The sequence below is a fragment of the Agromyces sp. Marseille-Q5079 genome (genome assembly GCF_051016555.1).
Taxonomy (GTDB): Bacteria; Actinomycetota; Actinomycetes; order Actinomycetales; family Microbacteriaceae; genus Agromyces.
This window is the reverse complement of sequence record NZ_JBPEJF010000012.1, coordinates 54938-76274: the sequence shown is the minus strand read 5'-3', so window position 1 is coordinate 76274 and position 21337 is coordinate 54938. Positions and strand designations below refer to the sequence as shown.

General features: G+C 70.2%; 20 protein-coding genes. 4 read left to right on the top strand and 16 right to left on the bottom strand.

Features of this window, described 5'->3' with window-relative positions:
- From ACR3IO_RS19105 to ACR3IO_RS19085, 5 genes are all read right to left on the bottom strand, one after another.
- Positions 1-750, bottom strand: a 750-nt coding sequence (locus ACR3IO_RS19105) for a lyase family protein (RefSeq protein WP_434072809.1), incomplete at its 3' end; no start/stop codon positions are given.
- A gap of 13 nt (positions 751-763) precedes the next feature.
- Positions 764-1339: a protocatechuate 3,4-dioxygenase subunit alpha gene (pcaG, locus tag ACR3IO_RS19100; RefSeq protein ID WP_434072808.1), complete on the bottom strand. Its 576-nt coding sequence runs from the start codon at positions 1337-1339 to the stop codon at positions 764-766.
- Complete coding sequence (gene pcaH, locus ACR3IO_RS19095; RefSeq protein ID WP_434072807.1) at positions 1332-2129, bottom strand: protocatechuate 3,4-dioxygenase subunit beta; 798 nt, start codon at positions 2127-2129, stop codon at positions 1332-1334. The genes pcaG and pcaH overlap by 8 nt, the downstream gene beginning before the upstream one ends.
- Before the next feature lie 2 nt (positions 2130-2131).
- Positions 2132-3313 carry a 4-hydroxybenzoate 3-monooxygenase gene (locus ACR3IO_RS19090; RefSeq protein WP_434072806.1) on the bottom strand — a complete coding sequence of 394 codons (1182 nt, stop codon included), beginning with the start codon at positions 3311-3313 and terminating at the stop codon, positions 2132-2134.
- A 128-nt stretch (positions 3314-3441) separates the two neighbouring features.
- Positions 3442-4194 (bottom strand): IclR family transcriptional regulator, encoded by a 753-nt coding sequence (locus tag ACR3IO_RS19085; RefSeq protein ID WP_434072805.1) that lies wholly within the window; start codon positions 4192-4194, stop codon positions 3442-3444.
- 200 nt (positions 4195-4394) lie between these two features.
- Between ACR3IO_RS19085 and ACR3IO_RS19080 the strand changes: the two genes are divergently transcribed.
- Together ACR3IO_RS19080 and ACR3IO_RS19075 are read left to right on the top strand one after the other, a co-directional pair.
- Complete coding sequence (locus ACR3IO_RS19080; RefSeq protein ID WP_434072804.1) at positions 4395-5615, top strand: FAD-dependent oxidoreductase; 1221 nt, start codon at positions 4395-4397, stop codon at positions 5613-5615.
- Positions 5616-5668: 53 nt separating this feature from the next.
- Positions 5669-6256, top strand: a complete 588-nt coding sequence (locus ACR3IO_RS19075) for a TetR/AcrR family transcriptional regulator (protein WP_434072803.1) — start codon at positions 5669-5671, stop codon at positions 6254-6256.
- A 69-nt stretch (positions 6257-6325) separates the two neighbouring features.
- On the opposite strand, the gene ACR3IO_RS19070 is transcribed toward ACR3IO_RS19075, so the two are convergent.
- The 4 genes from ACR3IO_RS19070 to ACR3IO_RS19055 are packed head-to-tail and all read right to left on the bottom strand — an operon-like array spanning position 6326 to position 10565.
- Positions 6326-7471, bottom strand: a complete 1146-nt coding sequence (locus ACR3IO_RS19070; RefSeq protein WP_434072802.1) for a Gfo/Idh/MocA family protein — start codon at positions 7469-7471, stop codon at positions 6326-6328.
- On the bottom strand, positions 7428-8321 hold the full coding sequence (locus ACR3IO_RS19065) for a sugar phosphate isomerase/epimerase family protein (protein WP_434072801.1): 894 nt from the start codon (positions 8319-8321) through the stop codon (positions 7428-7430). Before ACR3IO_RS19065 ends, ACR3IO_RS19070 begins: the two co-directional genes overlap by 44 nt.
- Positions 8318-8722: a C-glycoside deglycosidase beta subunit domain-containing protein gene (locus ACR3IO_RS19060; protein ID WP_434072800.1), complete on the bottom strand. Its 405-nt coding sequence runs from the start codon at positions 8720-8722 to the stop codon at positions 8318-8320. Before ACR3IO_RS19060 ends, ACR3IO_RS19065 begins: the two co-directional genes overlap by 4 nt.
- On the bottom strand, positions 8709-10565 hold the full coding sequence (locus tag ACR3IO_RS19055; RefSeq protein WP_434072799.1) for a GMC oxidoreductase: 1857 nt from the start codon (positions 10563-10565) through the stop codon (positions 8709-8711). Before ACR3IO_RS19055 ends, ACR3IO_RS19060 begins: the two co-directional genes overlap by 14 nt.
- 2 nt (positions 10566-10567) lie before the next feature.
- Here ACR3IO_RS19055 and ACR3IO_RS19050 point away from each other — a divergent pair, with 2 nt between their 5' ends.
- Positions 10568-12022: an MFS transporter gene (locus ACR3IO_RS19050; protein WP_434072798.1), complete on the top strand. Its 1455-nt coding sequence runs from the start codon at positions 10568-10570 to the stop codon at positions 12020-12022.
- 43 nt (positions 12023-12065) lie between these two features.
- Entirely contained in the window at positions 12066-13424 is a 1359-nt protein-coding gene (locus ACR3IO_RS19045; RefSeq protein ID WP_434072797.1) for an ROK family protein, read from the top strand.
- A gap of 6 nt (positions 13425-13430) precedes the next feature.
- Here ACR3IO_RS19045 and ACR3IO_RS19040 read toward each other — a convergent pair whose 3' ends face one another.
- From ACR3IO_RS19040 to ACR3IO_RS19010, 7 genes are all read right to left on the bottom strand, one after another.
- Complete coding sequence (locus ACR3IO_RS19040; RefSeq protein ID WP_434072796.1) at positions 13431-14387, bottom strand: LysR family transcriptional regulator; 957 nt, start codon at positions 14385-14387, stop codon at positions 13431-13433.
- A gap of 185 nt (positions 14388-14572) precedes the next feature.
- Positions 14573-15805, bottom strand: coding sequence for an MFS transporter (locus ACR3IO_RS19035; RefSeq protein WP_434072795.1), 1233 nt, complete (start codon positions 15803-15805; stop codon positions 14573-14575).
- A 132-nt stretch (positions 15806-15937) separates the two neighbouring features.
- Positions 15938-16978 carry a fumarylacetoacetate hydrolase family protein gene (locus tag ACR3IO_RS19030; protein WP_434072794.1) on the bottom strand — a complete coding sequence of 347 codons (1041 nt, stop codon included), beginning with the start codon at positions 16976-16978 and terminating at the stop codon, positions 15938-15940.
- Positions 16975-18003 (bottom strand): amidohydrolase family protein, encoded by a 1029-nt coding sequence (locus ACR3IO_RS19025; protein ID WP_434072793.1) that lies wholly within the window; start codon positions 18001-18003, stop codon positions 16975-16977. The genes ACR3IO_RS19030 and ACR3IO_RS19025 overlap by 4 nt, the downstream gene beginning before the upstream one ends.
- Positions 18000-19133 carry an FAD-dependent monooxygenase gene (locus tag ACR3IO_RS19020; RefSeq protein WP_434072792.1) on the bottom strand — a complete coding sequence of 378 codons (1134 nt, stop codon included), beginning with the start codon at positions 19131-19133 and terminating at the stop codon, positions 18000-18002. Before ACR3IO_RS19020 ends, ACR3IO_RS19025 begins: the two co-directional genes overlap by 4 nt.
- Before the next feature lie 73 nt (positions 19134-19206).
- A complete protein-coding gene (locus ACR3IO_RS19015; RefSeq protein WP_434072791.1) occupies positions 19207-20238 on the bottom strand; it encodes a cyclase family protein in 1032 nt (343 codons plus the stop codon).
- Entirely contained in the window at positions 20235-21236 is a 1002-nt protein-coding gene (locus ACR3IO_RS19010) for a fumarylacetoacetate hydrolase family protein (protein ID WP_434072790.1), read from the bottom strand. Before ACR3IO_RS19010 ends, ACR3IO_RS19015 begins: the two co-directional genes overlap by 4 nt.
- Positions 21237-21337: the final 101 nt, after the last annotated feature.

Here is a 21337-nt window from a genome sequence, read left to right as displayed (position 1 = left end):
CGAGAGGAACGTCACGTCGTTCGCGATGCGGCCGAGCGCGGTCGCCGAGGCGACGGCGAGCACTGGCGTGCGCTCGGCGTGCCAGGCGCGGCCGGGGTCGGCGAGCCCGAGTCGGGCGGCGAGGTCGGCCCGCACGGCGTCGGCGGCGCCGGGGCGGCCCGCTGCGGCATCCGCTGCGGTGCCGGTGCCGACGGCGCCGCCGAACTGCACCGGGAAGGCGAGGGCGTCGATCGCGACGATGGCGGAGCCGACGCCGTCGAGCCAGCCCGCGGCCAGCACGCCGAGGGTGCTCGCCTCGGCGTGGCGGGCGATCGAGCGGGCGATGCGCAGGCCGTGCCGCTCGGCGTCGGCCAGCGCGGCCAGGCGGGCGCCCGCCTCGACGAGGGCCGAACGGGTCGCGAGGAGGGCGTCGCGGGCGACGAGCATGAGCGCCGTGTCGAGCACGTCCTGGCTCGTCGCGCCGAGGTGGAGGCGATCGGCCGAGAGGCCGATCGCCTCGAGCTGCGCCCGCAGCGCCGGCACCAGCGCGACGACGGGCACCGCGTCGTGCGCCACGCCCTCGGCGAGCACGCCGCGATCGAGCGCGGCGGGGTCGAGCGCGTCGGCCTGCGGCTCGAGGAACTCGTCGAGCTCGTCGCCCCATGCGAGCAGCAGCGCCCGCTCGACGTCGACCATCGCCGAGAGCACGGCGTCGTCGTCGGTGCCCGTCGTGTCGGTCGCCCCAGGATCCAGCAGTCCCCAGTCCGTCATCGCCTCGACTCCATCACAGTTCGGTGCCGTAGTCGAGGAACACGGTCTCGCCCTCGCCCTGGAGCCGGACGTCGAACCGGTATGAGGCCGGGGCGTCGGGCTCGGCCACGAGCGTGCCCCGCCGGTCGGCGGCGATGCGGGAGAGCAGCGGATCCGCGGCGTTCGCCTCGGGCTCGTCGCCGAAGTACGCCCGGGTGAAGAGGTGGTGCGTGATGCCGCGCCCGAACACGGTCACGAGCAGGTACGGCGCCGAGCCGGCGCGCATCGCCCCGGGCTTGACCGTCGTGAACGAGAAGCGGCCGGCGCGGTCGACGGCGGCCCGGCCGAAGCCGGCGAAACCGTGCTGGTCGCGGTCGAGGGATCCGCGTTCGCTCGACGCCCGGCCCGCGGCATCCGCACCCCAGATCTCGACGATCGCGTCGGGCACGGGCTCCCCCGCGCCGTCGAAGACGGTGCCGTGCACGCGGATCGCGTCGGGCTGCCAGGGAGCGCGCACGTCGGGTCCGCCCGCGTACGGCAGGGCGTACCCGAAGAACGGGCCGACGGTCTGCGACGGCGTCTGGCCGAGTGGCGGGGTCTGCTCAGGCATGGTCGGCGTCCTCCGGTTCCATCCAGGTCGACTTGGGGCCGGTCAGCACGACGTCCCAGCGGTAGCCGATCGCCCACTCGGGCTCGCTCACGTCGTGGTCGTAGGCGGCCACGAGTCGCTCCCGCGCGACCGGGTCGGCGATCGACTGGTAGATCGGGTCGAGCGGGAACAGGGGGTCGCCCGGGAAGTACATCTGCGTGATCAGGCGCTGCGTGAACGCCGAGCCGAAGAAGGAGAAGTGGATGTGCGCCGGCCGCCACGCGTTGCGGTGGTTCTTCCACGGGTACGCGCCCGGTTTGATCGTGGTCAGTCGGTACGAGCCGTCGTCGCCCGTGATGATGCGCCCGACGCCGGTGAAGTTCGGGTCGAGCGGGGCCGGATGCTGGTCGCGCTTGTGCACGTAGCGACCGGACGCGTTCGCCTGCCAGATCTCGACGAGCTGGTTGCGCACCGGCCGCCCCTCGCCGTCGAGCACGCGACCCGTGACGATGATGCGCTCGCCGAGCGGCTCCCCGGTGTGCTGGATGGTGAGGTCGGCCTCCTCGGCCGCGACGTCGGTGTGGCCGAACGCCGGCGAGACCAGCTCGATCTCCTCGGGGTCGGCGCGCACGAGCTCGTGCGTCGGATGCCGCAGCAGGGTCGACCGATACGGCGCGAAGTCGCGTCGGGGGTGGGCGGCGAGCCCACGGCCCTCGGATGCCGCGGCGTCGCGCTCGAGGGCGTGGCGGTCGGTGATCTCGGCGCTGATGACCTGCTGCGACAGGTCGGGTTGGGATGCGAGGCGTGGCATGGTCACTCCGTGATGAAGGGAAGGCCGGCGTACTGCTCGGCGAGGCTCTGCCGCGCGGCGCGCGACCCGGTGACGTACTCGAGGCGGCCGACCTGGCTGCGGTACGCGAACTCACGCGCCGAGGCATCCGGCGCGTCATGGACGTGGAGCAGGTCGGTCATCCACTCGGAGAACTGCTGTACCTTCCACTGGCGGGCGAGCGCGGCGTCGCTGTACCCGCGCAGGCCGGACTCGTCGGCCTCCTGCAGGCCCGCGACGAGCGCTCGGCCGAGCAGCACGACGTCGGCGATCGCCGAGTTGAGGCCCTTCGCGCCGGTCGGCGGCACGATGTGCCCCGCGTCGCCCACGAGGAACAATCGCCCGTGCGCCATCGTCGAGGCCACGAACGAGCGCATCGGCGTGATCGACTTCTCGATCACCTCGCCCTCGTGCAGGGTCCAGCCGTCGACGCCGAGCCGGGTCTGCAGCGCGTCCCAGATGCGGGCGTCCGACCAGTCGTCGATCGACGCGTCGTGGTCGACCTGCAGGTAGAGGCGCGACACCTCGAGCGAGCGCATCGAGTGCATCGCGAACCCGTCGGCGTGCAGCGCGTAGATGAGGTCATCGGTCGACGGCGGGACCTCCGCGAGGATCCCGAGCCATCCGAACGGGAAGGAGCGCTCGAACGAGCGGATGCCGGGGATCGCGGGTCGGCAGACACCGTGGAAGCCGTCGGCGCCGACGATGACCTCGCCGTCGATCGAGGTCGCCGCACCGGCATCCGTGAAGGACACGCTCGGGCTGGAGCCGTCGAGTCCGGTCGGGGTGACGTCGGCCACCTCGAAGCGGATGTCGCTGCCGAGCCGGTCGTGCTCGGCGAGCAGGTGGCGCACGAGGGCCTGCTGCCCGTAGATGGTCACGGTGCGGCCGACGAGGTCGACGAAGTCGACGTGGTGGCGGACGCCCTCGAACTGCAGGTGGATGCCGTGGTGGGTCAGCCCGCGCTCGCGCAGGTCGGCGTCGAGGCCGAGCTCGGCGAGCGCGTCGACCGAGCCCTGCTCGAGCACGCCGGCCCGGATGCGGCCGAGCACGTACTCGCGCGAGCGGGCCTCGAGGATCGTGAAGGCGATGCCGGCCCGGTGCAGGATGTGCCCGAGCAGGAGACCGGCGGGTCCGGCTCCGATGATGACCACCTGGGTTCGCAACGCTGCGTCCTCTCGCGTCGATGGAAGGGTGGCACCATCGTGCTGCGAGGGCGGATGTCGCCGCATCCCGGTTTCCATCTGATGGAACCCGCCGGCGTCGTCCTCGGCCCCCGACGGGCGTCGATCGCCTACGGCCGATACCCGAGCGCCGCCGAGATGCCCCGGCCCGCGATGCGCACGCCGAGCGCGAACTGCGGCTCGTCGCGCCGTTCGACGTGCGCGATGATCGAGACCGCAGCGACGACGTCGCCCGTGGCGTCGCGCACCGGGGCGGCGACCGAGAATGCGCCCTTGGTCAGCGCTTCGACGGAGGTCGCGACACCGGCAGCGCGAATCTGCGACATCCGCTCTCGCAGTGCTGCCTCCTCGACGATCGTGCCCGGCAGGAACTTGCGCGGACCCGCCGCGATGACGTCCTCGAAGACGCCGGGTGGCGCGAACGCGAGCAGCGCCTGGCCGACGCCGGTCGCGTAGAGCGGCAGCCTGGAGCCGATGTCGGTGATCGACGGCACGGCGTTCGCACCCGACATCCGCTCGAGGTAGACCGCGCCGAGCCCTTCGCGCACGGCGAGGTGCACGTGCTCCCCGGTCGACTCGAAGAGGTCCTCGAGGTACGGCTTGGCCGCGATGCGCAGCCGCCGTGACGACGGCTGGCGCACCGCGAGTCGCCACAGCTTGATGCCCACGCGATAGCGCCCGTCGCCCGAGCGGGTGATGCCGCCCCACTCGACCCATTCCCCGAGCAGGCGATGCGCGGTCGACAGCGGCAGTCGGGCGCGTTCGGCGATCTCGCTGAGCGTCAGCTCGTCGCCGCGCTCGAACGCGTCGGCGATCGCGAAGAGCTTCTCGGCGACGCTGCGTCCGTCGTCACCGCGGGGCACTCGACGACCTCCGTCTGAAACCGGGGAGGGAACGATCGGACACTGCGCGCGCCTTCGAACGGAATGAATTGTGCGCCCAGCCTACCCAGCCCCCACCCATCGGACGGGTATCAGCGCGACGGATCTCACTCATCCGCTTTTGCGATGAGCGACAAACTGTAATGCCCTTACAGTTTAAGCGAGCACTCAAGGAGGAGCGCATGTCCACACCCACCCCGATCGCCGTCCTCGGCGCCGGCCCAGCCGGCATGGCGGCCACACTCGGCCTGCTCAAGGCCGGTCACGACGTTCGCCTCTACGAGCGGTACGCTCAGGCCCGCCCCGCGGGGAACATCCTGAACCTCTGGCCTCCGCCCATCAAGGCGCTGGAGGACATGGGAGTCGACATCGACGATCTCGGAGCACCGTGCCACACCACGTTCCGTTCCGAACCAGGACACGTCCGTGCAGACGTCCGGATTCCCGATGACGTCGTGGCCCGGTACGGAGGCGGGTTCATCGGAATGCTCCGCCCGGACCTGTACAGCCGAATGCTCGCCGCGATTCCCGACGGCGTCGTGCAGACCGGCAGGGAGCTCGCCTCGATCGACGACCATGGCGACGGCGTGACCCTGCGGTTCTCCGACGGCGAGATCGTGGAGACTCCGGTGCTGATCGGCGCCGACGGCATCGACTCGACGGTTCGCCGCCACCTGTGGGGCGCGACGCCGAAGCGGCCGCATCATCTGCACATCATCGGCGGCTTCACCTTCGACATAGATGACGTGCCCGGGCTCGAGCGCGGCGAGGTCGTGCTCACCCACAACCGCACCGTGCAGGGCACGTACTCCTCGATTCGGCGGGATGGTCGAGACGGAATTCAGTGGTGGGTCCTCGAAGCCTGGCGCGACGACCAGGAAGCTCCCGCCGACCTTCGTGCGCATGCGACCGGGCTGGCTGCGGGATTCCGCGGCCCGCTCTCGGACCTCGTTGCTCGGACGGATGTCGCGCACCTCCAACGGTGGCCGATCCGCGACCTCGCACCGCTGGAGAGGTGGTCGAAGGGGCGGATCACGATCGCCGGGGATGCCGCGCACGCGACCTCCCCCTACGCGGCGTACGGAGCGGGCATGTCGATCTGCGACGGATACTTCCTCGGGCAGGCGCTCGTCGGCGTCGATCTCGCCGACGATGCCGACGTGGTCGCCGCGCTCGGCGCCTATGAGCAGCTCCGCATCCCGCACACACGCTCCCAGGTGCAGCAGGCGTACATCCTCGGCAAGGTGTTCCATCACGCGCCTTCCGTACTGCGTCCCGTGCGCGACTTCATCCTCGACCGCACCCCATTGCTGCAACGACAGGTCGGCGAACGCAGCCCTGGCGAGATCGTCGCCCAGCTCGCCGAGATGGGCGCTGGGATCCTGGCCCCGGCCGAACGATGACGACGACGGGATGCCCGCACCCGAACCGTGCGGGCATCCTGCAGGATGGGATGGTGACCGATGCCGTGCGCCCCCCGCTCCAAGCTCGAAGTCGTGACGCGTGGGAGCGAGTACTGGCGGTGGGGCTCGATCTGCTCCGCACCGAAGGCTACGACGCCTTCACCGTGGGCGAGATCTGCCGTCGCGCAGACGTGTCCGCGCCATCGATCTACGCGCGGGTCGACGGGCGCTCCGGCCTGTTCCTCGCCGTCTACGACCGCGGCATGCGGGCCGTCGAAGCGACCGAGGACCGCGCGCTCGAGGCATCCGGTGGCACGATCGAGGGCATCGCGCGTGCGATGGCAGCGGTGTTCTCCGAGCACCGCGACCTGCTTCGCGCGGTCATCGCGCGTGCGGCCGCGGAGCCCGCGCTGCTCGAGCGGGGCGCGGAACTCTCCCGCGGCGTCGTCGAACGATTCGCGAGCCGGCTCGAGCACGTCGACCCCGAACGAGCCGCGATGCTGGTGCGAACGCTGTACGCGGAATGCTCGTTCCGAGCCATGTACGGCGCCGAATTCTGGAGTCCGACGGAGGAGACCGACGACGAGTTCGTCGACCGATTGACGACGCTTGCCCGATTGCTTGCCCGACCAGCGCGCTGACACCCGACACGCACTGCGGATCGGTTCGGTCCGGTCCGGTCCGGTCCACCCGAGGTTCGACGCTCGACGCTATCCAGCAGCGACGAACTCTCGTTCGACGGCGACCCACCCTTCAGAGGCGGCTGACTGGAGCACGGCGTCGGTCACGCGAACCATCCGCAGGCCGTCACGGAACGATGGCATCCGCTCAGGAACGGCTCCCCCGATCGCCGCGTACACGTCTCGAACGAAGGCGTTGAATGCATCCTGGTAGCCCATGGGATGACCACCCGGGACGATCGAGAGCTCAGTTGCGGCGCGCGACATCACCGATGCGCCTCGGGACACGGTCGTGACGGCGCCTCGCCGCCCGATGCGAAGCGAATCGGGCTGCTCCTGCACGAACGCGATCGAGCTGGAGGTTCCGGCGATCTCGATCCGCAGGTCATTGTCGTGGCCGGCGGCGGTCTGCGAGACCAGCAGAGTGCCGACGGCGCCACCGGTGAACTTGACGGTCACCGCGGCGACATCCTCCGTGGCGACCGCCGAACCGCCGCGAGTCGGATGCACGATCGAGGTCGTCGCGCACAGTGTCTCGACTCGTTCACCGGTGACGAATTCGAGGAGATCGACGAGATGCGATCCGATGTCGGCGAATGCGCGCGACCTGCCGCCGTCGGCATTGCCGACGCGCCAGTTCTCGTCACTCGGGTCGAGGAGCCAATCCTGCAGGTAGGCGCCGTGCACCATGATCAGACGTCCGAGCTCGCCGACGGCGACGCGTGCCCGGAGGTCCTGGATCATCGGGTGGTACCGATAGACGAACGGGACGGCGGCGATCAGGCCGGATGCCGCGGCCAGCGCGGTGACCGCCGCTGCATCTGCGGATTCCGTGGCCAGCGGCTTCTCGCAGACGACGTGCTTTCCGGCCGCGAGCGCCCGCGCAGCCAGGTCGGCATGCGTCGCGTTGGGTGTGCAGACATGGATGACGTCGATCTCCGGGGCGGTGAGGAGGTCGTCGACGGAATCCGAAGCGCGCGCGAAGCCGAGGTCTTCCGCGGCTCGGCGAGATCGGGCGGGCGTCGAGGATGCGACGGCGACGAGTTCCGCCCCGGCGGCACGGGCAGCACGGCTGTGAACCGTCGCCATGAAGCCGCCGCCAATGATGCCGACGCGTGGCGGTGCGCCTGAGTCACGCAGCACGGAGCTCTCCCTCGATCCGGCGGAGCAACGCATGCTGGCGGCGGACCTGCTCGATGCTTCGGTACGGCAGACGGTCTCCCTCGAACTCGCTCGAGAGATAGCCGGACCACTGGTGCTCGAGCAGGGTCGCGAGGATCTCACGCCACGGGATCTGATGGTCCACGAGGTCATCGCCGATCTCGAAGAACTTCGTCTGGATGAACGCGGTGTACGGCAGTACGTCTACGAGGTCGGCCATGGGCACGGCGAGCGGCTTGCGCCAACCCTCCTCCTGCGCTTCATCGCTCAGACCGTCGTGCTGCACGTTCGTGATGGCGCGCTGGAATACTCCCGTGTCGATCATCAGTCGGAAATGATCACTTCCGGTGCGCTGGATGAACTCGATGTACTCCGCGACGACCGGGTGCTTGATCGGCGTGGGGGCGTGGATCTCTGGACAGATCACGATGTCCAGCTCCGCGGCGAGGTCGAGGTTGCGCTCGATCACGCCTTGCCAGATGGGGTGCGGCGTCAGGTCCATCGAGACCACGCCGATCTTCGGCCTGAGCGTGGTGAATCCGAGCGTTGAGGCGAGGCGAAGATCACCCGCCAGCATCTTGGCGCCCTCGTCGACCGTGAGATCGCGGTCGCGCCACATGCGCGAGTCGATCCACGAACCGTAGTTCGTCGGCTCGAGCCCGTACGTGTCGAGCAGCCGTCGCCACTCGTCGATCCACGCAGCGGTCGGCGCTGGGTAGCCGGGGATGTTGCCCTCGCCGAGGATCTCGATGCCCGTCGCGCCGAGGTCCGCGATCTCGGCCATCGCGTCCTCGAGCGTGAGGACCGTGTTCATGTCGCCCGTGTAGCTGTACAGGGAGACGCCGTACTTCAGTGTGGCGCTCATGGGAGGATCGTGACCTTCCGCTCGGAGTGGAACAGGGACGGCTGGAATTCCGCCGGGATGTAGGGCGCGTGGATCGCGATGTCGACCGCGAGATCGTGGACGCCGATGGCGAGCCCGCCGTGGTGCGGGACCGTGATGGTGGCGAGCTCATCGAGCTGCCACCGCACCTCCGTTGCCGTCTGCCGCAGCTGTTGGATGCTGAATTCTCGGCCCTGCAGGGTCCATCGCGGAAGCTCGCGGTCGAACCCGACGCCGTCGACGACGACGTCGACGCCATCGATGAGGCTGCCCCACACGCCGCGGTAGTTCGGCATGCGGAGCCGGAACTGGAATCCGGTCACCTGACCGTCGACGACGACGTTCCGAACGCCGTGGTTCTGGATGAGTTCACGCTCGAGCATCGGTGGTCCTCGCTTCCGTGCGGTCGTGCCGGATGTTCCGCAGTTCGAGGACTGCGGCGAGATCTCGAGCGCCGCCGACCGCGAGGGCGACGCCCGTGAGGGTGGGGTTGCAGGCGGTCGGCGTCGGGATGACACCGTTCCCCGCCACGTACAGTCCGCGCACGCCCCAGACCTCGGAGTTCGGGCCGCACACGGAGGTGCCGTCATCGGTCGCGCCCATGCGCACGGTGCCCTGGTAATGCAGGGAGGCGCCGGACGGGAAGGCGAAGGGCGCATCGCCGAGCGGCTCCCCCACGGCCTTCGCTGCTGCCGTGATCGAGGCACGAGCTCGATCGAGCGTCTCTCGATCGCGATCGGTCAGGGTGTAGTGGATCCGCAGAGCCGGCATTCCGTAGTCGTCGACGTCGGTCTCCGAGAATTCCACTCGGTCGCTCGCCTGGATGTCCTTGGCGCAGAACCAGCCGAGGCCGACGATCGAACCGGGTACTGCCTCGCCATCCATCGGAACGGGCGAGGCATCGAGCTGCATGACCTGCCCATGGAACGGCTCCGCGTCGGTGAACGGCACCCAGCTCACGCCGCTCTGGGCGGTGATCGCGGTGCCGCGTACGGTGGCGACCGGCACGTCGTCGGCGTCGCGGAGCTGAGCCGCGTAGACGATCTGCGGCTGGTCGTTCAGGTATCGGCCGAGCGCGTCCAGACGGATCCCCGAGGCGTACAACACCTGCGGCGTGCGAAGGCTGTCGGCGGCCACGACGACGAACCTTGCACCGACCGAATAGTGATCGCCGGTACGCAGGTCGCGCACCTCGACGCCGGCCGCACCGTCGTCGTCGGTGATCACGCGGGTGACCAGCGACTGATCGAACAGCGTGAAGTTGGGATTGGACCGGGTCTCGTCGCCGAACACGACGTCGGATCCCGACCAGTGCAGCGTTCCGTCCTCCGCCTGTCGCACTGCGAGGGGCATCGGCTGCACCCGTCGTTCCGGGAGACGGTCGGCATCGAGCGCTGCTCCGAGGTTGGTGCGCACCCGGTCGGCGAGCGGAGCGTCTGCGAGCAGGGCGGCGTTGACGCCGAGCAGTCGCTCGCCCTGGGCGAGAAGGTCGTCGAGGTCGTCGAGGAACGCGATGCGCTCGCCCTCCCCCGGCCGCGGGCAGGCACCCGTCCAGTGAGCAGCCATGCCGCCGACGTTGCTGGACATCGCCGCTGCCGGCAGCCCGTCTTCACCCGGCTGCCGCCAGCCATCACGCAGCAGGAACGTCCCTGGTCGGACGAGCCGCTCCGCATCGTTCGCGTAGTCGTCCATCGTGTCGGTCGAGTCGGCGTCGAGCTGCGGCCGAGGCCCCTCGGAACGGCGCTGCGAGTCGGCGCGTTCGGCGAGATCGACGATGTTCTTCACGTGGTTGCCCGGGGGCGTACTCACGGTCGGGCCCACCTCGAACATCGCAACCCGGGCGTGCGGCGCACGCTCGGTCAGGGTGCGAGCGTAGGCCGCCCCGGCCGGACCGCTGCCAACGATCACCACGTCGACCTCGGTCCTTCGACTGAGAGCGGGATCGGCCCCGCGTTGGGTTGCAGACATCGAACCTCCAGGTACAAGAAAGGCGGTTGCTCGCGGCGACCGCATCAATATCTTATGTGCGTGGCGCGCAAAAGCAAATACGCCACCTCGCCAATGCCCTCTCATCCCATCCTGTTTAGGCAATACTTGACCAGACCTGTCGAGTCGAGCCTCGGGAGGAGTACGCCAGTCGTCCCGATTTGTCATGGGAACTTGACTTCTGCGCTGCACGCACGCAAGATCGCTCACAACCATTCCTTCGACGTGGAGAATCCTCAACGATGAGTAACCAGACCCCGCCCTTGGCGCAGACTGCCGCCGTTCGCTCCATCACCCCGCTCGACGTGCGCGCGCTCGGATCCCCCGATGACCCTCGCGCGGTCCGACCCCGGGAGAAGGCGGCGTTCGCCCTGGGCGATATCGCGTCGAACCTGACGTGGACGACCATCTCGAGCTATCTGCTCTTCTTCTACACGGATGTCGCCCTGATCAGCGCCGGCATCGCCGGCACCGTCATGCTCGTCGCCCGGCTCCTCGATGCGTTCTTCGACCCGATGGTCGGCGTCATCCTCGACCGCACGAACACGCGCTGGGGCCGGGCACGCCCCTACCTGCTCTTCGGCGCCCCAGTACTCGCCGGCCTGACCATCTTCACCTTCGTCACACCTGCCGGAGGCGATGACGTCTGGACGATCGGATTCGCCACGGTCACGTTCATCCTCGTCGGATTGGCCTACTCGGCGGTGAACGTGCCATATGGCGCCCTCATGGCCATGACGACCCGTGACTCCGGTGCCCGGATGAAGCTGGCCGGCTGGCGTTCCTTCGGCGTCGGCATCGGCATCATCATCGTCTCGACGGCCTTCCAGCCCTTGGTCACCGCGATCGGCGGCTCACCCACCTCCTCGTTCGGATTCGGGGTCACGGCAGCGATCTTCGCGCTCATCGGGCTCGTGCTGTTCTGGCTCGTGTTCGCCTGGGTGAAGGAGCGGGTCCCGCTCACGCCGGCCAAGCTCGAGCGGGGAAGCCTTCGGGCGTCCCTGAAGGCCCTCGCGAAGAATGGTCCGTGGATGGCCGTGTTCGCCTTCTCCATCCTCGCCTTCGCCCGACTCGGCGTGATCACGGGCGGCACCGTCTACTACGCGCTCTACGTGCTGAACAACCCGGCCGCCATCTCGATCGTGCTGCTCGCCTTCTCCCTGTCTGCGGTCATCGGTTCGCTTCTGACCGCTCCGATCCTGCGCGTGCTCGGCCAGCGCCGTGGCATCATCCTCGGCCTCGTCGCCTCGATCGCGCTGACGGCGGCCCTCCCGTTCCTCCAGGACAACCTCGTCGCCTTCACTGCGGTCTTCTTCCTGGCCAACGTCGTCGGCGGCTTCGGATTCGTCGCCGCTCCCGCGCTCACTGCGGACACGGTCGAATGGCAGGAGTATCGCAGCGGGCGTCGCGACGAGGGTCTGCTCTTCTCGGGCTACAGCATGAGCACGAAGATCGGTGCCGCACTCGGTTCGGCGATGCTCGCATGGGGGCTCGCGGCCATCGCGTACAACCCGGCGGAGCTCACCCCGGCAACCTCCGAGGGCATCATGTGGCTGTACATCCTGCTCCCGGTCGCCATCGCGGGACTGCAGATCGTCGCGATCGCCTCATACCGCCTGGAGAAGCGACTGCCCGAGGTTCAGGCTGCGATGGTCGAGCGCCGCGCGACCACCGACCCCGGTACCGCTGGATCATGAGATCATGGCCGTCCACCGGATGCCGACCCTGGAAGGGGACCCGATGACCTCGACTGCAACACCGGAAGAGGCGTCGATCTCCGTGCCCGAGCGGCAGCCGGTGGGCGGCCGTCCCATGCTGGACCGGCCATCCGCCGACGGCTTCGTCGCCGCCGCGCTCGACAGCGCGGCGCTGGCGGCCGTGGTCGATCTCATCCGCACAGGTGCGGCAGATACCCGACCGGACCTCATCGCACGGAGCGGTCTCGGGCGGAAGGTCGTCGCACAACGCGTCGAGCAGGCGATCGAGCTCGGGCTCGTCGAAGAGGGCGCGCTGGCCCCATCCGGGGGCGGCCGCCAGGCGCGCACGCTGCGGTTCCGCGCCGACGCCGGCCACGTCCTCGTGACCCTCATCGGCGCGAGCGAGTTCACGGTGGCAGTCTCCGACCTCTCGGGACGACTTCTCGAGGTGGCGCATGAGGATTGGGATCTGGCTGCCGGCCCCGAGGCCACCATGGAGCGAGTGCACCAGAACTTCGAGACGCTCTCGTCACGATTCCGGGGCCGCCCTTGGGCCGTCGGGGTCGGCCTTCCCGGTCCGGTCGATTACGAGTCGGCACGGCTCGTGGCCCCCCCGATCATGCCCGGATGGGACGGCTTCAGCGCCCGCACTTGGCTTCGTGAGCGCTACGACGCGCCGGTCTGGGTCGACAACGACGTCAACTTGATGGCGCTCGGCGAATGGACCAGGAGCCCGGCGCGGGACGGCCGAGACATGCTCTTCATCAAGGTCGGCACTGGCGTCGGCGCCGGAATCGTCGTGCGGGGCAGACTCGTCCGGGGCGAGAACGGCGCGGCCGGCGACATCGGCCACACGCACATCACCGACGACCCGACGAAGGTCTGCCGATGCGGCAAGGTCGGATGCCTCGAGGCCGTGGCCAGCGGTTGGTCGATGCTCGCCGAGGCCCGGCGACGAGTCGGCGAGAGCCCGACTCTGTCCGGCATCCTCGAGCGCACCGGCACGCTCGCACTGGGCGACCTCGGCGCCGCCGCCCGCCGGGACGACGCCCTCTCGAACGAACTCATCGAGTCGAACGCACGCACCGTCGCCGAGGTCGCCGCCAATCTGGTGAATTTCACGAACCCCGGGACGCTCGTCATCGGTGGCGGAGTCCTCCGCGCCGGCGACCGGATCGTCGATGACATCGACGAGGTCGTCCGCAGCAGGGTGACCGACCTCGTCGCCCGCGGGCTCGTGATCAGGCCCGCATCGCTCGACTACCTCGAAGGTGTTCAGGGTGCCGCCGTCCTCGCGGTCGAGAACCTCTTCGCACCCTCGACGCTCCCCCGATGGATCGAAGACGGGAACCCGCTCGGCCGGGCGGTCACCCTGCAACGCCACGGCGCCGCGTTCACCTGAACCTCGTCACCGCGGGGCATGCCCGATGTCATCCGGGTCGCCGGGGGCCGCGAGTGCGGCCCCCGCCTCCGCGAACAGCCCCCGCATCCACTCGTGCTCGGGATCACGACGGTGCATCGGATGCCACCACAGCGCGTTGTGGATCTCGGTCGCCTCGAACGGGGGCTCGAGCACGCGGAGCCCGGGCATCGCGCGCACGTGGTCGGCGAGGCCGGCCTGCACCAGGCCGAGCCGCGACGTGCCGGCCACGAAGCCCGGAAGGCTGAGGAAGCTCTCGACGACGACCTCGACGCGCGGTTCGATGCCGAGCTGCTGGATCTGCCGGGTGGCCGAGGTGAACGCCGACCTCGACTGGTAGGTGAAGACCCACGGCAGGGCGGCGAGGTCGTCCATGGTCAGCGGGTGGTCGACGAGGGGGTTGTCGTCGGCCGCGACGATCACCCATCCGTCGGTCCAGAGGTCGGTGTAGGGCAGGCCGTCGAGGAAGCCGTGCGGCATGAGCATGCCGTCGGCGCTGCGCAGCCGGTTCGTCGCGTCGTCGACGATCTGCGGGTTGTGCAGGAGGAAGCGGAACCGCACGCCCGGGGCGCGATGGGCGGCGAGCGCCGACACGCGTCGCCCGATCGTCGCGAACGCGTAGTCGGACCCGTAGACCGCGAACTCGCGCGTCGACTCGCCCGGATCCCATTCGGCCTGCGACTCGAAGACGCGACGGGCGGCGTCGAGTGCTGAGCCGGTCTGCTCCGCGAGGCGGGACGCGAGCGGGGTGAGCTCGTACGTGTTGCCCTGCCGGGCGAGGATCGGGTCGTTGAAGTGGGCGCGGAGTCGCGAGAGCGAGGCACTGAGCGCCGGCTGGCTGAGCCGAAGCCGCTCGGCGGCGCGCGTGACGCTGCGTTCGGTGAGCAGCGCGTCGAGCGAGACCAGGAGGTTCAGGTCGAGGCGCGAGAGGGAGCGATCGGACACGGCATCGTGCTTTCGGATCGGCGGAATGGCGGAACGGGCGATTCGGGATCCGAGCATATCAATCGCTGCAATGCGCGGGCGGGTACGGATCGAAGTCATGGATGAGAACGAACGCCGAAACCCGGCATCCGCACCTGAGCGATGCGGATGCCGGGTGTCCGGCGCGCGTCGGCCGCCGCCGGGCGTCAGGCCGCGGCCCGGTCCCCCGTCGCAGCCCGGCTACGCAGCAGCACCCCGAGCACGATCGCGACCACAGCCGCGGCGATGCCGACCACCCCGACGGCGACGGACAGGCCGCCGACCGCGGCGGCGAGCCCGCCCATGAGGATCGGGGTGAGGAACTGCCCGAGGTAGAACGAGGTCTGCCACCAGCCGGTCGAGCGACCGCGCTCCTCGAACGCGATCTTCGACAGTGCCCAGGTCACCAGGGTCGGCAGCAGCAGGCCCGAGCCCGCCGAGGCGATGATCGCGCCGATGATGACGGCCGGCAGGCCGCCGCCCAGCCAGATCACGAGCATGCCGATCGCCTGCAGGCCGAACGCGACCGGCAGCTGCACCCGCGGCGCGAGCTTCGCGATGCGGGCGAACGTGAACGCGCCGGCGGCGGTGGCGAGCGAGGCGAGCGCCGCGGCGAGGCCGATGACGCCCGTGTCGGTCGCGGCCACGCCCGTGCCGACGACGAGGTAGCTCGTCTCGATGATGAGCACGTAGAACGTGAAGCCGCCGAACAGGGTCACGACGAGCGGCGCCGCGAGCAGCTTCCACGGCACGCGCACCTTCTCACCGGTCGAGACGTGCGCATCGGTGCGGTCGTCGCGGCTCGGCTCCCACAGGAGGAAGATCATCGGCACCGCGATGAGGATGCTGATCGCGTACACCCAGAACGGCGTGTGCCATCCGGCGACGCCGAGGGCACCGCCGACGGCGATGAACACCGTGGCCGCCAACGTGGTGACGACGGTCTGCAGGCCGAGGTACCTGGTGCGTCGCTTCTCCTCGTGGAAGTAGTCGACGATCAGGGTCGTGCAGACGGTCATGATCGCCGCCTCGCAGACGCCGACGAGCACGCGGCTGAACAGGATCAGCTGCAGGTCCTCGAGCCACGCCGGCGCGGTGCCGACCAGCGCGTAGGCGAACATCGCGACGATCAGGAGGTTCTTGCGTCCGAGCCGGTCGACGATCTGTCCGGCGAACGGCGCGAAGATCGCGATGATGAGCGCCGGGATCGCGACGATCATCGGCACGAGCACCTCCGAGCCCGGCTGGTCGCCGAACACCTCGGAGAGCTGCGGCAGGATCGGCGTGATGAGCACCGATCCGAGCACGGGCATGCAACTGCCCGCGAGCAGGAGCACCGCTTGCCAGAAGCCGGCGGTGCGGGTGGCGACGGGCTGCGTCGCCGAGCGGGTATTCGACATTGAATCTCCTCGATCGGTGTGGGGTGGTGGGGTGACGGGTTGGGGGCGATGGTGCGGGGGTGATGCGTTCGGGTGGTTCCGGGGCGGGTGATGTGGCGGGCGATGCGGTCAGGTGATGCGGTGGCGGCTCGGTCAGTCGGCGACGGACCGGCCGGCGAGGGTGGTGAATTCGGTGTGCACCGGGGTGGTCGGTCGGGTGCGGGGCCGCGTGCGAGCGGGGCCGATGGTCGGGGCGACGACGGCCGGCCCGACGACGTTGCGGATCTCGCCGATGCCCTCGACGCGCATGACGACCTCGTCGCCCTCGACGAGCGGCGCCGGCACGAGCGCGGCGGTGCGTCCCCACAGCTCGCCGAGGCATCCGCCGTTCCCTGCCGTGCCCGAGCCGAGCACGTCGCCGGGTGCGACGCGCGAGTTGCGCGAGGCGTACGCGACGAGCTCGGCGAACGGCCAGCCCATGTTCGAGAGGAGGTCGTGGCCGATCCGCACGCCGTTGACGAGCACCTCCATGCCGATGGGCAGGAACCCCTCGTCGTCGTGGCGGTCGGCGAACTCGTCGGCGGTCACGATCCAGGGGCCGAGCGTGGTGGCGAAGTCCTTGCCCTTGCAGGGGCCGAGCCGCACCTTCATCTCCCGGCCCTGGATGTCGCGGGCCGACCAGTCGTTGAAGATCGTGTAGCCGAAGATGTGGGCACCGGCCTCGGCCGGGTCGAGGTTCGCGCCGTCACTGCCCGCGACCGCGCCGATGACGGCGGCGACCTCGAGCTCGAAGTCGAGCCGTTCAGTCTGCGGTGGCCGTACCGTGTCTCCCGTGGCGATAAGCGAGTGCGGATTCGTGAAGTAGAAGGTCGGGAACTCGTACCATTCCGCGTCGACCCCCTGCCCGCCCGAGACGGAGCGCACGACGCCCTCGACGTGCTCCTCGAACGCGACGAAGTCGCGCACGCTCGGCGGCACCACGGGCGGGAGCAACCGCACGTCGGCGAGGGGGCGTCGGCGCGTCGGCTCGGTCTCGGCGGCCGCCGCCGCGGCATCCGCGATCCACGGCAGTTCGGCCAGGCCCATGCGCAGCACGTCCGCGACGGTCAGCTCATCGGGGAAGCGCACGACGTCCTCGTCGAGGACGAAGCCCTCGCCGACGGTGCCGCCGTGCTCCCACCGCGCGATCCTCATCTCGTCGCCGCCCGGTCCAGGGCCGGAATGAGCGCCCGGATACTGCCCGACAGAATGGCCTGCTCGGCCGGCGCGCCGAGCCCGGCCTCACGCACGAGGGCGACGGGATCGTCGACGCCCATGTCGAACGGGAAATCGCTGCCGAGCACGACCCGGTCGGCGCCGGCCGCACCGACGAGCGCACGGAGGCCCGCCGCGTCGTGCACGAGCGAGTCGAACCACAGCCGTCGAAGGTAGCTCGACGGCGGCTCGCTGCATCCGCGCGCCTCCGGCCGCACGCGCCACGCGTGGTCGCTGCGCCCGATGTTCCCGGGCAGGTATCCGCCGCCGTGCGCGGCGACGATGCGCAGGCGCGGATGCCGGTCGAGCACGCCCGAGAAGATCAGGTGCGAGAGCGCGACGGCGTTCTCGGTGGGCTGGCCGACCGTGTTCGCGAGGTAGAAGCGGTCGAGCCGCTCGTCGAGCGTGCAGCCGAACGGATGCAGGAAGACGACGGCGTCGAGTTCCTCCGCGCGGGTCCAGAACGGCTCCAGCCGTTCGTCGGACAGTTCGACGTCGCCGGCGCTCGACGAGATCTCGACGCCGACGAGTCCGAGCTCGAGCACCGCGTACTCGAGGGCGCCGACGAGGAGCGACGGATGCTGCAACGGCACGAGGCCGAGGCCGAGGAGGCGGTCGGGTGCCGAGGCCACGAGCTCGGCGGTCGCGAGCGACGCCGCCCGCGCGACCTGATCGGCGAGCGCGGCATCCGCCCACGGGTAGTAGTGGGAGGGCGACGGCGAGACGACCTGGATGTCGATGCCCGTGGCGTCCATCGCCTCGAGGCGGGCCGCGAGATCGGTCAGCTTCGAGAACCGCTCGCGGATCATCGCACCGGATGCCGCCTGCGACTCGGGTCCGTTGCGCCGCGCCTCGAGGGCCGCGGCGGCCGCGAACCCCTCCGGGTCGGCGGCCTGCACGACGCCCTGCAGCGCCGGCAGCAGGACGTGCGCGTGCACGTCGACGACGGGGTCGTTCACGCTCATGCCGGCTCGCTCACCAGGGAGCCGACTCGGTACATGAGCCCGGGAACGTCGGCGTCGCGATCGTGGTCGAGCATCCACTGCCCGACCTGCACGGATGCCTCGACGACGGCCTGCGCGCGCGGCAGGCGCCGGGCGTGGAACTCCTCCCACAGGGTGTCGTCGACGGCGTCGCGACCGAGCAGCAGCTCCGAGAGGACGAGGGCGTCCTCGGCCGCCTGCGCGGCGCCCTGGGCGATCGTGGGCGGGCAGCTGTGGGCCGCGTCGCCGATGATGACCACTCGACCGCGGTTCCAGGCATCCGGCACCAGGTGGGCGGTGAACCAGGTGTAGTTCACCCGCGCCGACTCCGTGAGCGAGGCGCGGATCTCGTCCCAGGGTCCGCCGTACCCTCGGGACAGCTCGCGCATGAGGTCGATGCGCTCGGCCTCGGCGAGGTCGCCGTGGTCCTGCGCCGCCTCGACGAGGTAGGCGTACATGGTGTCCTCGCCGGTCGGGCAGTACCCGGCGATGAAGGCCGGGCCGCCGTAGTAGAGGTCGGTGTGCGTGACCGACTCGGGCCGCGGCACGAACGCGCGCCAGATGCCCATGCCGGTGCGGTGCGGCTGGGTGTCGATGCCGAGCATCGATCGGATGCTCGAGTGCAGGCCGTCGGCGCCGATCAGCAGGTCGTAGCGCCGGGCGCTCCCGTCGGAGAGCGTCACGTCGACGCCATCGGCATCCTGCTCGAACGCGGTGACCGTCGCACCCAGGTGCACGGCCGCACCGACCTCGCGTGCCCGCTCGGTCAGGATGCGGGCGAGGTCCGGCCGGTACATCCCCGCCGTGGCCGGGAACTCCTCGCCGCCGGTGCGCTGGTCGGGGATCTGGGCGAGCACCGGGGCCTCCGGGCCGGGTGCGCGGATGCCGAGCACATCGAAGGAGTACGACTCCTCCTGCACGGCCGGCCAGACGCCGAGGCGGTCGAAGACGCGCAGGGCGTTGCCCTGCAGGGTGATGCCGGAGCCGAGCGCACCGGGGTCGGGCTTCTGCTCGAACACGTCGACGTGCACGCCGCCCTCCGCCAGGAGGATCGCGGCGGCGATGCCGGCGACTCCTCCCCCGGCGATGGCGACTCGAGAGACTGCGGTCATCATTGACTCCTTGTGGTTCTGCGGTGGTGCCGGGTCGTACTGCGGATCGTCCGGGTGGGTCCGGGCGTGAGGGCTACTTGAGGGCGATGGGGTTGACGGGTGAACCGACCGCGCCGGTGATCGGCAGCGGCGGGGCGGTGAGGAGGAACTCGTACCGGCCGTCGGCGGCGCAGTCCTCGGCGAGCGCGTCGAGGTCCCACATCTCCCCCACGGTCAGGCCGATGTTCGGGATGACGACCTGGTGGAGCGGCTGGAACGCCTCGTCGAACTCGTTGGGGCGCACCTCGAAGCCCCACGTGTCGGTGGCGATCGCGGCGATCTCGGTGCGGTGGATCCAGCCGGCGGTCGTGAACGAGAGCCCGGCGCTCGGGCCGCCGGCGTAGCCGTTCCAGCCCTCCCGCTTGGCGCGGGCGTAGCGGCCGGTGCGCACGAGCAGGAGGTCGCCGCGGCCGACGTGCGAGGTCGGCCCCTGCGCGGCGATGCACGCCTCGAGGTCGTCGACGGTGATCGCGTAGCCGTCGGGCAGTTCGCTGCTGCCCGGCTCGCCGAGCCGGGGTCCGAGGAACCGGCCGACATCGAGCAGCACCCCGCGCCCGACGATGGCGGATGCCGCGTGCTCGATGCCCGTGACGAGGTCGCCCTCGCTCGTGACGACGCGGCCGGCCGGGCGGCCGTTCCAGGCGACGCCGCGATCGAAGATGTGGCCGAGGCCGTCCCACTGGGTCGAGCACTGCAGCGGCATCGCGATCACGTCATCGGCGCCGCCGAGCCCGTGCGGGAAGCCCTGGCCGACGAACTCGGCGTCGGTGCCCGTGTCGAGCATCGTGTGCACCGGGTTCGTGCGTCGGCGCCATCCCTGCTGCGGGCCGTTCATGTCGAAGGGCTGCGAGAGCGAGAAGGACGCCCCGCGCTGCACGAGGGCCGCGGCCCGGGCCCGCGCGTCGTCATCGATGAGGTTGAGGGTGCCGAGCCGGTCATCCTCGCCCCACCGCCCCCAGTTGCGGTACGCCTCGGCGGCCGCCGCGATATGCGTCATCGGGTCGCTGCGGTCGAGCTCGGCCGGGTCCTCGGTGAGCGCACGCGGGTTCTCGGTCGTCGTGCTCATGCCGGCACCCGTGCTGCTGTTGTACGCACGACCTGCGATCCGAGGCCCTCGATCGTTCCGATCATGACGTCGCCGTCACGCAGCATCCGCCCGTGGACGACGCCGTTGCCGGCGGGGCTGCCGGTCAGGAGCAGGTCCCCCGGCAGCAGCGGCATCGTCTCGGATGCCGCGGCGATGAGCGCGGGGATGTCGAAGAGCAGGTCCTCGGTCGTGGCATCCTGCATCGTCTCGCCGTTGACGGTGAGCGTGAGGCGCAGGTTGCCGGGATCGGCGATGTGACGGGCCGGCACGAGGAACGGGCCAGTCGGCAGGAAGCCCGGGGCGTTCTTGGCGCGGTACCAGTCGGTGCCGATGTCCTTCATGTCCTGGCGGAACACGAGGTCGCGCGTCGTGATGTCGTTCACGATCGTGTAGCCGGCGACGTGGGCGAGCGCATCTTCACGGCTCACCCGGAATGCGGGCGAACCGATGACCACCGCGAGCTCGAGCTCCCAGTCGTGCTGGTCGCTGTAGGCGGGCAGTTCGAGGATCTCGCCGGCTCCGACCACGCATGCGGGCAGGCCGATGAAGAAGTACGGGATGCCCTCGCGTGCGCGACGGTCCATGAGGTCGGCCGCCCACTCGCGCAGCTCCTCGATCGGGCGCGGGTCCTGCTTCGCGCGGCCGGCCACGACGAGGTCGATGACGTGCGTGCGGTAGTTCGCGCCGGTCTGGAGCACCTGGCGGGGCTCGACGGGAGCGAGCAGGGTGACGGCCTCGAGGGGCTGCCATGCGGCATCGGCGAGCTCGTCCTCGGTCTCGGCGAGCGCGGCGAGGGCGGCGATGCGATCCCAGGCGGCTTCGCCCGCGGCGAGGAATTCGTTGAGCGACTCGGCTCCGAGCTCCTCGGCGGAGAGCTGGCGGATGCGATCACCGACGACGAGTCCGGGCACTGGGCCGGTGTCGGAGGCGAAGCGCGCGAGGGCGAAGGGGACGGTCGGGCTTGACGACGTCGTCACGTGTGGATCTCCGTTCGCCGGATGCCTCGATGCATCCGGTGTGCTCGATTCAAGAGCGTCCGCGCGCATCAGGAAAGCGGAGATCGGTGATACCGCGCATC